Below are 14,644 nucleotides of genomic sequence, written 5' to 3'. Positions count from 1 at the left end.
CCGTCGATGCGCGAACACGCCGGGGTGCCCCCCGGTTCCGGCCGTCGCCCCTTGTGTCTCGTGGTCATAGGAGTCTCCGGGACGGGCAAGACGACCATGGCGCGCCTTCTCGCGGAGAGGCTGGACCTTCCCTTCGCGGAGGCCGACGACCTGCATCCGCCGGCCAACATCGCCAAGATGTCGGCGGGCATCCCGCTCGACGACGCGGACCGGCGCCCCTGGCTGGAGTCCATCGGACGCAGACTGCGGGAGGGCGAAGCGGCCGGCACCGGCTGCGTGGTCGCCTGCTCGGCGCTGAAGCGACGCTACCGGGACACCCTGCGCGCGGCCTGTCCGGGCGCCTTCTTCCTGCAGCTGACCGCCGAGCGGAAGGTGCTCGAACAGCGGATCGGCGACCGTACCGGCCACTTCATGCCGAAGACGCTGCTCGACTCGCAGCTCGCCGCGCTCGAACCGCTGCAACCGGACGAACGGGGCGCCGTGCTCGACGTGGGACCGGCTCCCGAGGCGATCGCCGAGACGGCCCTGGCGCTGCTGCCGCGGTGACGAGGGCGTTCAGCGCTGCCCGCCGTCCGTGGCGTCCGCCAGGCGGCCGTCCTCGCGGTCCAGCCAGTGGCGGCGCAGGGCCTCCAGGACGATCGAGACGTCGAAGGAGGTCACGCCGGGCAGCCGGGCGAGGTCGTGGGTGAGGAAGGCGGCGAGGCCGCGTTCGTCGCGGAAGACGCCCTGGTGGACCACGCAGGAGTGGCCCGCGGTGGTGGAGACGTAGCGTGCCGAGGGGTGGGTGGAGAGGGACGTGGCCACGTCCGTGATCGCGCCGGGGGAGACCGTGAGGGCCACGACGGCCTCCAGGGCGTAGCCCAGCAGGGACGGTTCGATCTCCACCCGGGGGCGGACCAGGCCGCGTTGGAGCAGGGACTGGGTGAGGCGGTAGGCCGTGGACCGGCCGATGTCCAGCCGGCGGGAGACCTGGGCGGCGGTGGTTCGGCCGTCCGCGGCGAGCAGGCGCGGTGGTGCTCGCCGCCGTCATCACCGTCGTCACCGAGAAGGTCATCGCCCGCCGTGTGGCGGCCATGCCGGACGAGCCCGAGCCGGCGGACCAGGACACCGACGGCGGCGAGAGGGCGCCGACGCCCCTGACCCTCGGTGCCGGCGAGCGGCGCGGGCTGCGCAACGCCGGGTGGGCGCTGCTGGCGTACGTCGCGGTGGTCGTCGCGGCGATGGTCCCGGGCGCCTCACCGCTGCGGGGCGAGGGCGGCAGCATCGTGCAGTCGCCGCCGGTGCTGACGGGGATCGCGGTCGTGCTCGCGGTGGCATTCCTGATCGCGGGCGCCGTGTACGGCCGGGCCGTCGCACCGTGCGCACCGGCCGGGACATCCCCGACCACATGGCGAAGGGGCTGCGTGAGATGGCGCCGGTCCTGGTGCTGTTCCTTCGCGATCTCCCAGTTCCTGGGGGAGACCTCCGTGGGCGGTGCCGGCGACGGCAATTTCGTCGCCGCCCTCGGCCGGCCCGTCCTGGACGGCCTCGGCGCGGTCGGCGGCGGCGCCCACGCCCGCCACGAGCACGTCCTGCTCGACCACGTCCCCGCACGGACCGCACTGCTGGCCGGACTGCTCACGGCGTACGCGAAGTAGCGCGGAGCAGCAGCTCACGCGTCCGCGCAGTAGTTGCCGGATCGTGTCCCTGACCTGCATCCGACCAGCCGGTCAGGTGCGTCTACGACGGTATGGATCTCGAAAAGCCACCCCCGCCACAGCGCCCGGCACCCCAGGAACCCCAGGGGTGCCTGGTGGTCGCGATCCGTGTCCCGGTGCGGATCGTCGTCCTCGTGCTGGTCGTGCCGGTACGGATGGCGTGGGACGCGCTCGTCGTCGCCGGACGCTTCCTGAACGACACGGTGCTCCGGCCGGTGGGGCGGGCGCTGCTGTGGCTCGGGCGGGCACTGTTCGTGTGGCCGTTCGTGGCGCTGTGGCGGTACGTCGTGGTACCGGTTGCGCAGGGGCTCGCCTGGCTGGGGAACGTCCTCTTCGTCGTACCGCTCGTGTGGCTGTACCGGTATGTCCTGACCCCCGTCGGGCACGCGTGCGCGTGGGTGGCGCGGGGGATCGGGGCCGGTCTGGGATGGCTGTACGCGCGCGTGCTCACTCCGATCGGGCACGCGGTGATGTGGGTGCTGCGCGGCCTCGGCGCCGTACTCGCCGCGATCGGGCTCGGCATCTTCACCGCGGTGGCCTGGCTGGCGCGGTATCTCCTCGTCGTCCCCGTCTTGTGGGTGTACGAGTGGATCCTCACACCGGTCGGGCACGCCGTCGCCTGGTGCGCGAGGGGCCTGGTGTGGCTCCTGAGCACGATCGTCACCGGCATCGGGATCGCCCTGTACTGGACCGCGCGTGTGCTGTTCGTGTTGCCCGCGGTGGCCCTGTACCGCTGGGTCCTCGCGCCCGTCGGCCGGGTGCTCGCGGTCGTCGGCAAGGAGATCCGGGACGCGCTCGGGCACGCCTGGCGGGTCGCCGGACGGATCTCGCTCGCCGTCGGACGGTTCCTCGCGAGCCTCTTGCGGTGGACCTTCGTGGAGCCGGTGCGCTGGGTGTACCGGACGGTGCTCACACCGGTCGGGCACGTCGTCCGGGACGCGGTGCTGCGTCCCGTCGCGGAGGCCGCGCGCAGCATGGGCCGGGCCACCCGGCAGGCCCTCACCGCCGCCCGCGAGTCAGTACGGCAGGCGCGGGCCGACTTCCGCCGGATGCTCTTCGGCGAGCCGAAGCAGCCGGAAGCAGTCGCCCGGCGGGAACCTCGGGGCCGCGAGACACGTACTCTTGGTAGCAGTACGACCGCTCTCACGAAGGACTGAACGACACTGGGCAAGCGACAGCCCGTAGGCCCGCCGCCCGCACCCGCGGTGCAGCGCATCCGACTGCGTTACACCAAGCGCGGCCGCCTCCGGTTCACCAGCCACCGTGACTTCCAGCGCGCCTTCGAGCGTGCGCTGCGCCGTGCCGAGGTGCCGATGGCGTACTCGGCGGGGTTCACGCCGCATCCGAAGGTGTCGTACGCCAATGCCGCACCCACCGGCACGGGCAGTGAGGCGGAGTACCTGGAGATCGCGCTCACCGAGGCGCGCGATCCGGAGCAGCTGAGGCTGCTCCTCGACGAGTCGATGCCCGCCGGGCTCGATGTCGTCGAGTCGGTCGAGGCCCGCACCTCCGGGCTCGCCGACCGGCTCACGGCGTCCGTCTGGGAGCTGCGGCTCGACGGCGTGGACCCGGCCGAGGCCGACCGCGCGGTCGCCGTCTTCAACGCCGCAAAGGCCGTCGAGGTCCAGCGCATGACCAAGAACGGCGTACGCACCTTCGACGCCCGTCCGGCGGTCGTCCACCTGGAAAGCACCAACGGAACAGAAACACACAGTTCGGAGGCTGATAGGCCGACCGACCAGCCCTGTGCGATACTGCGGCTGGTTGTTCGGCACGTGACGCCTGCCGTACGACCCGACGACGTCCTGTCCGGTCTCCGCGCCGTGGCCGACCTGGCGCCGCCGGTCCCCGCAGCGGTGACCAGGCTGGCGCAGGGGCTGTTCGATGAAGAGACCGGCACGGTGACCGACCCGCTCGCGCCCGACCGCGAGGCAGCGACGGCCCCAACCGAGGCCGAGAACGCTGCCGCCGCGACGGCGCCGGCGTAAGGAAGGTTCCGGTAGGGACGGACGTCGAAGCGCCGCCCTCGTACTCGGGAGCCACCTGGGTCGGGCAGCGCACCGACCAGAAGACTTTCGCCAGGCCGTACGCATTCGGCGTACGGAACCGGCGAGACAGGACACAGAGAGCTCCCGTGCGGCGCCCGCGCCCCGGACGGCGGCAGTCGCGCTGACGCGCGAGCCGCGGACGTCACCGGCATACCGCCGGACCAGGTGCGGCGCCCGGGAGCCTGACGGGAGAAACGCCCGCATGCTCGAACCGACCGAACCCAACGAGGGTTCCGAACTGAACACTCCCAGCGACACCCTGCCGCCGCGTCGTCGGCGTCGTGCCGCGTCCCGCCCGGCGGGCCCGCCGACGGCTGGCGCCGAGACCCAGCCCGCAGAGGTGGTCGAGCCGGCCATACCGGTCGCCGAGACCGCCGATGTGGCGGCGCTGAGCGACGAGGCCGAGAAGCCGGACGAGAGCGTCGAGGCCGTCGAGGCCGAGGTGACTCCTGAGGCCGCCGAAGCCGAGGAGAGCGCGAGGACCGAAGCTCCGCAAGAGGCGGCGCAAGCCGCGCCTCCCGCCCGTACGCGTCGTCGTGCGGTGCGCCGCGCGTCCGCGCCCGCCGGGGCCCCGGCCGCCGCCGAGGACGCCGAGACCGTGGTGCCCGTGGCCGCCGCCGCGCCGGTCGCCGAGGAGCCTCCGGCCGCGGCCGAGAGCACCGAGGCGAGCGACGAGGCGGCCCCGCCTCGTACGCGTCGTCGTGCGGTGCGCCGCGCGTCCGCCCCTGCCGGCGCCCCCGCCGCGGCCGAGGCCGCCGAGAGCGCCGCCCCCGCCGAGGTGCCCGCCGCCCCTGCCGAGGCGGAGGAGAGCGCCGAGGCCGCCGAGGAGGCCGCCCCCCGTCGTGCGCGTCGCCGTGCCACGCGCCGGGTGTCCGCACCCGAGGGCGCTCCGGCCGATGAGAGCGCCGAGACGCCCGTGAGTGCCGAAGCCCCCGCGGAGGCGAAGGAGACCACCGAGGCCGAGGAGGCCGCCCCGCGTCGTACGCGCCGGCGTGCCACCCGCCGTGTCTCCGCGCCCGCCGAGGCCACAGGCGACGAGGCTCCCGCCGAGACCTCGGTGACGGCCGAGACGCCCGTGGCCCCCGGAATCGAGACCGAGGCCGCCGCGGTCGCCGGTGTCGGCACGTCCGCCGAGCCGCCCGCGGCCGAGGCCGACGAGGAGGCCGGCCCCCGCCGTCGCCGCCGGGCCGTCCGCCGGGCCGCCGCCGGATTCGCCGCGCCCGCTCAGGGCCCCGCCTCCGAGGCCCCCGAGGCTCCGCGTCCGGCGCGCCCCGCCGTGGCCGTGTTCCAGGCGCCCGTGTTCACCGAGCCGCAGTTCCAGACGCCCCAGCGGGCTGCTGCCGAGGCTGCCGCCGAGTCGGAGACCGAGGACGTGGCGGAGACGCAGGCGCAGGCTCAGGAGCAGCCCGCGGCCGCACCGCGTCGTCGTCGGCGCCGGGGCGCCGGGTACGGCGAGGAGACCGAGGCCCAGGCCGTCGAGACCCCCGTCGAGACCGTTGCCGAGGACGAGACCGAGGAAGCCGAGGGGGTCGCCGAGGACGTCGTCGAGGGCGAGGACTCCGACGAGACCGAGGAGACCGGCTCGCGTCGGCGCCGCCGTCGCGGTGGCCGCCGTCGTCGTCGCGGTGAGGCCTCGGACGCAGAGTCCGAGGGCGGTGACACCGAGGGTGACGAGGCCGCGGCCGAGCAGGCCGAGCAGGACGCCGAGGACACCGCCGAGCAGGAGGAAGAGGACGCCGAGGACGCCCGCGAGGAGGGCGGTGGCTCCAGTTCCAGCAGCCGTCGCCGCCGTCGCCGCCGGCGTCGCGCCGGTGATTCCGGTACCGACACCGAGCCCGGCGAGGGCGACCCCGAGCGCACCGTCGTCAAGGTCCGCGAGCCCCGCCCGAAGGCCGAGCCGTCCGACGAGGTGCAGTCCATCAAGGGCTCCACGCGTCTGGAGGCCAAGAAGCAGCGCCGCCGCGAGGGCCGTGAGCAGGGCCGCCGCCGCGTCCCGATCATCACCGAGGCCGAGTTCCTGGCCCGCCGTGAGGCCGTCGAGCGGGTGATGGTCGTCCGCCAGCACGGCGACCGTACGCAGATCGGCGTCCTAGAGGACAACGTGCTCGTCGAGCACTACGTCAACAAGGAGCAGGCGACCTCGTACGTCGGCAACGTCTACCTGGGCAAGGTCCAGAACGTGCTGCCGTCGATGGAGGCCGCGTTCATCGACATCGGCAAGGGCCGCAACGCCGTCCTGTACGCCGGTGAGGTCAACTTCGAGGCGCTCGGCATGGCCAACGGCCCGCGGCGCATCGAGTCCGCTCTGAAGTCCGGCCAGTCCGTGCTCGTCCAGGTCACCAAGGACCCGATCGGGCACAAGGGCGCGCGTCTGACCAGCCAGGTCTCCCTCCCGGGCCGCTACCTCGTGTACGTCCCCGAGGGCTCGATGACCGGCATCAGCCGCAAGCTGCCCGACACCGAGCGCGCGCGGCTGAAGACCATCCTCAAGAAGATCGTCCCCGAGGACGCGGGCGTCATCGTGCGCACCGCCGCCGAGGGCGCGAGCGAGGACGAGCTGCGCCGTGACGTCGAGCGGCTCCAGGCGCAGTGGGAAGAGATCCAGAAGAAGGCCAAGAACGGCAACGCCCCGACGCTGCTGTACGGCGAGCCGGACATGACCGTCCGGGTCGTCCGCGACATCTTCAACGAGGACTTCTCCAAGGTCGTCGTCAGCGGAGACGACGCCTGGGAGACCGTCCACGGGTACGTCTCGCACGTGGCGCCGGACCTGGCCGAGCGGCTCCAGAAGTGGACCAGCGAGGTCGACGTCTTCGCCACGTACCGGATCGACGAGCAGCTCGCCAAGGCGCTGGACCGCAAGGTCTGGCTGCCCAGCGGCGGTTCGCTGGTGATCGACCGGACCGAGGCGATGGTCGTCGTCGACGTCAACACCGGCAAGTTCACCGGCCAGGGCGGCAACCTGGAGGAGACCGTCACCAGGAACAACCTGGAGGCGGCCGAGGAGATCGTGCGCCAGCTGCGGCTGCGTGACCTCGGCGGCATCATCGTCATCGACTTCATCGACATGGTGCTGGAGTCCAACCGGGACCTGGTGCTGCGGCGACTGCTGGAGTGCCTGGGCCGGGACCGTACGAAGCACCAGGTCGCCGAGGTGACCTCGCTGGGCCTGGTCCAGATGACCCGCAAGCGGGTCGGCCAGGGCCTGCTGGAGTCCTTCTCCGAGACCTGCGTCCACTGCAACGGCCGCGGTGTCATCGTGCACATGGAGCAGCCGACGTCCACCGGCGGTGGCGGCAAGCGCAAGAAGCGTGCGCGGGCCGGTGCCGGGCCTGAGCACGTCCACGAGGCCGCCGTCGCCGTCGAGCCGGTCGAGACGGCCGAGGAGGAGGCGGAGACCGAGGCCGAGGTCGCCGCCGAGGCGGCCCAGCCCGCCGCGCTCCCGGAGCCCGCCTTCGCACCGGACGAGGAGCTGTACAGCAGCGTCGCCGAGGCGGAGGCCGCGGCCGGCCGTGGTGGTCGTTCGCGCCGCCGCGGCGGTCGACGGGCGTCGGCCCCCGCGGGTGCGCCCAGGAAGTCCGAGGCCGTTCCCACGGCCCAGGACGTGACCGTCGCCGACGAGGTCGAGCGTCCGGTGCAGCCGGAGTCGGCCGCCGAGGCGAAGGCCGAGCCGGTTGCCGTGGAGGACGCGGTCGTCGAGACCCCGGCCACCGAGGCCCCGGCCGTCGAGGAGGCCGCGCCCAAGGGGCGTACGCGGCGTCGCGCCACCCGTAAGGTGTCCGCGCCCGCCGGGTCGCCCGCGGGAGCCGAGGCCACCGTGGTGACCGTCGCCGAGACCGCGTCGCAGGCGTCCGAGCAGGTGGCGCAGGCTCCGGCGGAGCAGGCGGAGGCGCCCGCCGAGAGCGCCGCCCCGGCCCGCCCGCGGCGCCGTGCCGTGCGCAAGGCCACCGCGCCGACCGCCGCCGAGGACACGGCCGTCGTGGTCGTCCCGGCCGCGGAGACCGAGGCCACCGCTGAGGCCCCGGCCGCCGAGGAGGTCGTCGAGGAGACGGCTCCGGCCAAGAAGACGGCCCGTAAGACGGCCAAGAAGGCGACGGCGAAGAAGGCCGCCACCAAGAAGACCGCGGCCAAGAAGACGGTCGCGAAGAAGGCGACGGCGAAGAAGGCGACGGCCAAGAAGGCGGCGAAGACCGTCAAGACGGCCGCGGCCAAGAAGACCGCCGCAGCGCAGCAGTCCAGCCCCTCGGCGGTCAGTGCCACGACCGAAGAAGGCTGAGCCAGGCGCGTTGTCACGTTGTGTGGTCCTGTCCCGCGCGGACAGGACCACACGCTTCCCCGGGGGCCGCCAGGTCCCGCCCGGGCGTCGTATGCTTCGCGCCCGCACCCCCGTCGTAAGGAGAGAACCGCGATGATAGGCCTCGTACTCGCTGCCGGCGCCGGCCGCCGCCTGCGGCCGTACACCGACACGCTTCCCAAGGCCCTGGTGCCCGTGGCGAACGAGGGTTCGCCGGACGCGGTGAGTGTCCTGGACCTCACTCTGGGGAACTTCGCCGAGGTCGGCCTGACCGAGGTCGCGATCATCGTGGGCTACCGCAAGGAAGCCGTGTACGCGCGCAAGGAGGAGCTGGAGGCGAAGTACGGCCTGAAGCTCACCCTCATCGACAACGACAAGGCCGAGGAGTGGAACAACGCCTACTCCCTGTGGTGCGGCCGTGACGCCCTCAAGGACGGTGTGATCCTCGCCAACGGCGACACCGTGCACCCGGTCTCCGTCGAGAAGACGCTGCTCGCCGCCCGTGGTGACGGCAAGAGGATCATCCTCGCGCTGGACACGGTCAAGCAGCTCGCCGACGAGGAGATGAAGGTCGTCGCCGACCCCGAGAAGGGCGTACAGCGCATCACCAAGCTGATGGACCCGGCCGAAGCGACCGGCGAGTACATCGGCGTGACCCTTATCGAGGGTGAGGCCGCCGCCGAGCTGGCCGACGCCCTCAAGACCACCTTCGAGCGCGATCCGCAGCTGTACTACGAGGACGGCTACCAGGAGCTGGTCCACCGTGGCTTCCAGATCGACGTGGCACCGATCGGTGACGTCAGCTGGGTGGAGATCGACAACCATGACGACCTCGCCAAGGGCCGGGAGATCGCGTGCCGGTACTGACGAGGCTCATCCCCTCGCCCGTCGTCGTCGACATCCGGTCGGGCGCCCTTGACGACCTGGGCGGTCTCCTGGCGGACCAACGCATATCCCAGTCGGGCCAGCTCGCCGTCGCGGTCAGCGGCGGCTCGGGGGCTCGGTTGCGCGAGCGGCTGGCCCCGGCGCTGCCCGGTGCCACCTGGTTCGAGGTCGGCGGGGGCACGATCGACGACGCCGTGCGGCTCGCCGACGAGATGAAGGGCGGGAGCTACGACGCGGTCGTGGCGCTCGGCGGTGGCAAGGTCATCGACTGCGGCAAGTATTCTGCCGCCCGCATCGGCCTGCCCATGGTCGCGGTGGCCACCAACCTCTCCCACGACGGCATCTGCTCGCCGGTGTCGATCCTCGACAACGACGCGGGTCGCGGGTCGTACGGTGTGCCGACGCCCATCGCGATCGTCGTCGACCTGTCCGTGATCCGCGAAGCGCCGATCCGGTTCGTCCGTTCCGGGATCGGCGACGCGCTCTCCAACATCTCCGCGGTCGCGGACTGGGAGCTGGCCAACCGGGTCAACGGAGAGAGGATCGACGGCCTCGCCGCCGCGATGGCCCGCCAGGCCGGTGAGGCGGTCATGCGCCACCCCGGCGGCTGCGGCGACGACGGGTTCCTGACCGTGCTCTCCGAGGGCTTGGTGCTGTCGGGCATCGCCATGTCGATCGCAGGGCACACCCGCCCCTCGTCCGGGGCCTGTCATGAGATAAGTCACGCGATCGACCTGCTCTATCCCGGGCGCCGGGCGAGCCACGGCGAGCAGGTGGGCATCGGCGCGGCCTTCGCGATGTACCTGCGCGGTGACGAGGAGGCCTCCCGGATGATGGCCGAGACCCTGCACCGGCACGGGCTGCCGGTCGTGGCGCGGGAGATCGGGTTCGACGACGACGAGTTCATCCGCGCCGTGGAGTTCGCGCCTCAGACCCGGCCCGGCCGGTACACGATCCTGGAGCATCTCGGTCTGTCGCCGGAGCGGATCGGACAGACGTACGCCGAGTACGTCGCCTCCGTGGCGTACCTCACGGGCTGAGTGGGAGCCGGTCGGCCCGAGAGGGTCCGGTTTGACCCTGCGGGGCGGGCCCCCGTAACCTTGGTCGTCGGCGTGTCCACTGACCCGCCACATCCCCGTAAACCTTTTCCTCCCGGGCCCAGAGCTGGCCGGGAGAGGCTGTCCGCGGTGCGGGCGGCTGGCCTGCGGGGGTGCCGTTTCTTCGAGCGTAGAGAGTGAGTTCCGCGTGTACGCGATCGTGCGCAGCGGTGGTCGTCAGCACAAGGTTGCTGTCGGCGACATCGTCGAGGTTGACAAGATTTCCACCGCCAAGGTCGGCGACACGGTCGAGCTCTCGACCCTGCTCGTTGTCGACGGCGACGCTGTGACCAGTGACCCGTGGGTGCTGGCCGGCATCAAGGTCCAGGCCGAGGTCGTGGACCACCACAAGGGCCAGAAGATCGACATTCTGCGCTACAAGAACAAGACCGGCTACCGCCGTCGTCAGGGCCACCGCCAGCAGTACACGGCGATCAAGGTCACTGAGATCCCCGCGGCTGCGAAGTAAGGGACTGAGAACAGATGGCACACAAGAAGGGCGCATCGTCCACCCGGAACGGTCGCGACTCCAACGCTCAGCGGCTCGGCGTGAAGCGTTTCGGCGGTCAGGTCGTGAACGCGGGTGAGATCCTGGTCCGCCAGCGTGGCACCCACTTCCACCCCGGTGCGGGCGTCGGCCGGGGCGGCGACGACACTCTGTTCGCGCTGCAGGCCGGTGCGGTGCAGTTCGGCACCAGCCGTGGCCGCAAGGTCGTGAACATCGTTCCGGTCGCCTGACCCGGACGTTTCGTTTCGCGAGGCGGACCTCACTTCCCGGCCGGGAAGGTGGGTCCGCCTTTCGCGTGTTAAGCAGGAACCATCCTTTTACGTCTCTGGAGGCACCCACCATGACCACCTTCGTGGACCGCGTCGAGCTGCATGTCGCCGCGGGTAGCGGAGGCCACGGCTGTGCCTCCGTCCACCGAGAGAAGTTCAAGCCGCTGGGCGGCCCGGACGGCGGCAACGGCGGCCGGGGCGGCGACGTGATCCTCACGGTCGACCAGTCGGTGACAACGCTGCTGGACTACCACCACTCCCCGCACCGCAAGGCCACCAACGGCAAGCCCGGCGAGGGCGGCAACCGCTCCGGCAAGGACGGGCAGGACCTCGTCCTGCCCGTGCCCGACGGCACAGTGGTCCTCGACAAGGCGGGCAACGTCCTCGCTGACCTGGTGGGGCACGGCACGTCGTACGTGGCCGCGCAGGGAGGCCGGGGCGGGCTCGGCAATGCGGCGTTGGCCTCCGCGCGGCGCAAGGCGCCCGGGTTCGCGCTGCTCGGGGAGCCGGGCGACCTGCAGGACGTCGTGCTGGAGCTGAAGACGGTCGCCGACGTGGCGCTGGTCGGCTACCCGAGCGCGGGCAAGTCGTCGCTGATCTCGGTCCTGTCGGCCGCCAAGCCGAAGATCGCCGACTATCCCTTCACGACACTGATTCCCAACCTGGGCGTGGTGACGGCCGGTTCGACCGTCTACACCATCGCCGACGTGCCCGGCCTCATTCCCGGTGCCAGCCAGGGCAGGGGTCTCGGCCTGGAGTTCCTGCGTCACGTCGAGCGGTGCAGCGTACTCGTGCATGTCCTGGACACCGCCACCCTGGAGTCCGACCGCGACCCGGTCTCCGACCTCGACGTCATCGAGGAGGAGCTGCGGCAGTACGGCGGTCTGGACAAGCGTCCGCGCATCGTCGTTCTCAACAAGATCGACGTACCTGACGGCAAGGACCTGGCCGAGATGGTCCGGCCCGACCTGGAGTCGCGCGGCTACCGCGTCTTCGAGGTGTCCGCGGTGGCCCACACCGGGCTGAAGGAGCTGTCGTACGCGCTGGCCGATTTGGTGGCCAAGGCCCGCGCCGCCAAGCCCAAGGAGGAGGCCACGCGCATCGTCATCCGGCCCAGGGCCGTGGACGACGCGGGCTTCACCGTCACGCGCGAGGACGAGGGACTGTTCCGGGTGCGCGGTGAGAAGCCCGAACGCTGGGTGCGGCAGACCGACTTCAACAACGACGAGGCCGTCGGCTACCTCGCCGACCGGCTCAACCGCCTCGGTGTCGAGGAGGAGTTGCTGAAGGCGGGTGCCCGCGGCGGCGACGGTGTGGCCATCGGCCCCGAGGAGAACGCGGTCGTCTTCGACTGGGAGCCGTCGATGACGGCCGGGGCGGAGATGCTCGGCCGGCGTGGCGAGGACCACCGGTTCGAGGGCACCCGCCCTGCCGCGCAGCGCCGTCGGGACCGGCAGGCTGAACGGGACGAGGCGGAGCAGGAGTTCGACGGTTTCGAGCCGTTCTAGGCGAAGCGCGGGTGGTCCGGATTCGCACGCGCGGGGGCGCCCGGAGTTCACCGGGCGCCCCCGTCTTCGTGGGACCGTAAGGGCCTTCTACCGTGCCGCGTAGCCGAAGCGGGCGCCGGCCGAGGGCAGGCCGCTCTGGCCAGGCTTGTAGGTGGTGACCGGGGCGACCGCGCCGTCGGCGGTCACGTTGGACAGCGGCAGGGCGTACAGGGTGCCGTAGGTGCTGGGCCCGTAGGGCATACCGACGTACAGGTGGGTGCCGGTGTAGTGGATGCTGCGGCCCAGGGTCTGGTTGGCGCCCGGCGTGCCGGGGATACCGTCGCCGTCGCCGACTTCCAGCCACCTGTCGTTGGCACCGGGCGTGCCCAGCAGGGAGAAGGTCTGGATCGCGCCGGCGTTCGCCGCCGAGCCGATGGCCTCGTTCGGGACGCCGACGGCCAGCTTCATCGTGGCGGTGGTGCTCACCGCGCGCGGGGCGGTGTTGACCGCGGTCACCGTCGTGCCGAAGCGGTCACCGGCCTCGGAGGTACCGGAGACGTCGTCCGTGGCGGTACCCGAGGAGACCCCGTAGAGCTGGCTGTACGTGCCCGCGGCGGTGATGCGGAAGGTGAGGACCGAGCCGACGTCAGCCTTGGCGACCCCGTCGACAGTCAGGTCCTCGCCGGGCGAGCCGACTGCGAGGATCGACTCGTTGGCGGTCGCGGCGCCCGACGGGCGGTGCGTGACGATGGCCAGGGACCTGCCGAAGTCGTCTCCCGCCTCGGCGCCACCGGAGACGGTGTCCAGGTCCTGGTCGAGGCCGAACATCGCGGCAGGACGGCCTTCGGAGTTCAGGGTGTGGGAGAACACCTGCACGTTGCCGGCGTTCGCGTCGGAGCCGATGGCGTCGCCGGGGGCGCCGACGGCGATGTGGTTGGCGTCGGCGGCCAGCGCGGTGCCGAAGGCGTCGTTGGCCTCCACGGCGCCCGGTACACCCGTGCTGTCCTGGGAGACGGCGATGTTGGTGGAGCCGTACGCGTAGAAGATCATGCCGGCCTTGGCGACGCTGCCGATGGCCTCACCGGGCGCGCCCATGACGACGAACGGCTCTCCGGCCGCACTGACGCCGGCGGCGACGGTCTGGCCCGTGCGGTCGCCGGCCTCGGCTCCCGAGTTGGCCATCGACCCGTTGCCGGAACCCTGTTGGAAGTGGGTCCTCTTCACCGTGCCCGTGCCCAGGCCGCCGACGGCGCCGTGCAGGATGTCGACCACGCCGGCGTCCGCCGTGCTGTCGAGGTCCTCCGACGGGGTGCCGACGACGAGGTCGGTGCAGCCGTCCTGGTCGTAGTCGACGGTGTCGATGGTCTCGCCGAACCAGTCGTTGGTCTCGGGGGCGCCGGGCACCCAGTCGAGGGCCTGGCTGATCTCGGCGGTGCCCTTGCCGCCGCCGTACACGATCCGGATGAGACCCGCGCCGGACGTGCCGCCGACACTCGCCGCGGGGTCGGCGACGGCGATGTCCTCGACGCCGTCACAGTTGAAGTCGGAGACGCCGGGCGCGCCGATCTTGGTGTTCACCCAGGAGGCCAGGTCATCGACGCGGGCGACGATGCCGTCCGTGCTGGTCACGGACTCGGCGATGCCGTAGCAACCGCCCTGGTACGACTGGCTGGCCAAGGCGACAAGCTGGTGCGTGCCGCCCGTGACGCGGACCATGGGGCCGCCGGTGTCGCCCATGCACGCGGCTGCCCCGTCCTTGCCGGTGACCGTGGCGGTGGTGGCCGCGGAGGCGCCGACGGAGAACGCGCCGGTGTGCAGGTTCAGCGGCGCCCACTCGTCCGCGCTGCGGCCGTATCCGGCGAGCCTCAGCTCTTCGCCGGCGGCAGGAGCGGCGGAGGCCAGGGGGATGGGGGTGACGTTGGTGACCGGGCGGTTCAGCCGGGCCAGCACCACGTCACGGTCGGTGCGGGGCACGAGCTCCACGACCTCGCGGACCGCGCCGGCGCTGCTGGTGAGGTCGGAGCGGCCTATGGTCGCGGTGGTCTTCAGCCGGGGCTTGCCCGTGGGCACGGCAAGGCTGGCGGCGGGGTTGTCGGCGAAGCAGCTGGCGGCGGTCAGCAGCCACTCTCGGTCGACGAGGACGCCGGAGCAGCCGCGGTCGTGGTCGCCGATGACGAGCTGGGCGGTGTAGGCGTGGGTGGTGTCGGAGGAGGGCGAGGCGGGGCCGGTGACGGCGACGGCGGGTACGGCGGTCAGCACGACCGATCCCGCGGTCAGGGCGGCGGCCAGTGCGGCGCGGCGCACGGGTCTGGTGTGTCGCATGGGTTCAGTTCCTTGGTGGCAGGTCGGGCAGGGGATC

The 14,644-nt window shown here is 72.2% G+C and carries 11 protein-coding genes and 1 pseudogene; 10 read left to right on the top strand and 2 right to left on the bottom strand.

The annotated features are described in order from the left end of the window. Positions 1-6: 6 nt before the first annotated feature. A complete protein-coding gene (locus tag ACZ4UU_RS13495; RefSeq protein ID WP_468039481.1) occupies positions 7-546 on the top strand; it encodes a gluconokinase in 540 nt (179 codons plus the stop codon). Positions 547-555: 9 nt separating this feature from the next. Here ACZ4UU_RS13495 and ACZ4UU_RS13490 read toward each other — a convergent pair whose 3' ends face one another. After that, positions 556-885 carry an Lrp/AsnC family transcriptional regulator gene (locus ACZ4UU_RS13490; RefSeq protein WP_468039479.1) on the bottom strand — a complete coding sequence of 110 codons (330 nt, stop codon included), beginning with the start codon at positions 883-885 and terminating at the stop codon, positions 556-558. A 116-nt stretch (positions 886-1,001) separates the two neighbouring features. Between ACZ4UU_RS13490 and ACZ4UU_RS13485 the strand changes: the two are divergent. The 9 genes and pseudogenes from ACZ4UU_RS13485 to obgE all read left to right on the top strand — a co-directional run. Continuing rightward, a pseudogene (locus tag ACZ4UU_RS13485) lies at positions 1,002-1,637 on the top strand (AbgT family transporter); the annotation flags it as partial. A gap of 92 nt (positions 1,638-1,729) precedes the next feature. Next, a complete protein-coding gene (locus ACZ4UU_RS13480; protein ID WP_468039478.1) occupies positions 1,730-2,854 on the top strand; it encodes a hypothetical protein in 1,125 nt (374 codons plus the stop codon). A gap of 48 nt (positions 2,855-2,902) precedes the next feature. Further along, positions 2,903-3,685 carry a TIGR03936 family radical SAM-associated protein gene (locus ACZ4UU_RS13475; RefSeq protein ID WP_468039476.1) on the top strand — a complete coding sequence of 261 codons (783 nt, stop codon included), beginning with the start codon at positions 2,903-2,905 and terminating at the stop codon, positions 3,683-3,685. A 262-nt stretch (positions 3,686-3,947) separates the two neighbouring features. Next, positions 3,948-8,021, top strand: a complete 4,074-nt coding sequence (locus ACZ4UU_RS13470) for an Rne/Rng family ribonuclease (RefSeq protein WP_468039475.1) — start codon at positions 3,948-3,950, stop codon at positions 8,019-8,021. A 132-nt stretch (positions 8,022-8,153) separates the two neighbouring features. Next, on the top strand, positions 8,154-8,906 hold the full coding sequence (locus ACZ4UU_RS13465; RefSeq protein ID WP_468039473.1) for a phosphocholine cytidylyltransferase family protein: 753 nt from the start codon (positions 8,154-8,156) through the stop codon (positions 8,904-8,906). Then, positions 8,894-9,964, top strand: coding sequence for an iron-containing alcohol dehydrogenase family protein (locus ACZ4UU_RS13460; RefSeq protein ID WP_468039471.1), 1,071 nt, complete (start codon positions 8,894-8,896; stop codon positions 9,962-9,964). Before ACZ4UU_RS13465 ends, ACZ4UU_RS13460 begins: the two co-directional genes overlap by 13 nt. A gap of 205 nt (positions 9,965-10,169) precedes the next feature. Continuing rightward, complete coding sequence (gene rplU / locus ACZ4UU_RS13455) at positions 10,170-10,490, top strand: 50S ribosomal protein L21 (RefSeq protein WP_004931419.1); 321 nt, start codon at positions 10,170-10,172, stop codon at positions 10,488-10,490. Positions 10,491-10,504: 14 nt separating this feature from the next. Then, positions 10,505-10,759 carry a 50S ribosomal protein L27 gene (gene rpmA / locus ACZ4UU_RS13450; RefSeq protein WP_073938528.1) on the top strand — a complete coding sequence of 85 codons (255 nt, stop codon included), beginning with the start codon at positions 10,505-10,507 and terminating at the stop codon, positions 10,757-10,759. A 110-nt stretch (positions 10,760-10,869) separates the two neighbouring features. Further along, positions 10,870-12,306, top strand: a complete 1,437-nt coding sequence (obgE, locus tag ACZ4UU_RS13445) for a GTPase ObgE (protein WP_468039469.1) — start codon at positions 10,870-10,872, stop codon at positions 12,304-12,306. A gap of 87 nt (positions 12,307-12,393) precedes the next feature. Here the strand turns inward: obgE and ACZ4UU_RS13440 are convergent, their stop codons facing one another. Further along, positions 12,394-14,607 (bottom strand): trypsin-like serine protease, encoded by a 2,214-nt coding sequence (locus ACZ4UU_RS13440; protein ID WP_468039467.1) that lies wholly within the window; start codon positions 14,605-14,607, stop codon positions 12,394-12,396. Between the last annotated feature and the right edge of the window lie 37 nt (positions 14,608-14,644).

The sequence above is a fragment of the Streptomyces sp. NPDC028907 genome (assembly GCF_055564995.1).
The sequence above is the reverse complement of the archived record's forward strand: the minus strand, read 5'-3'. Positions and strand labels throughout refer to the sequence as shown.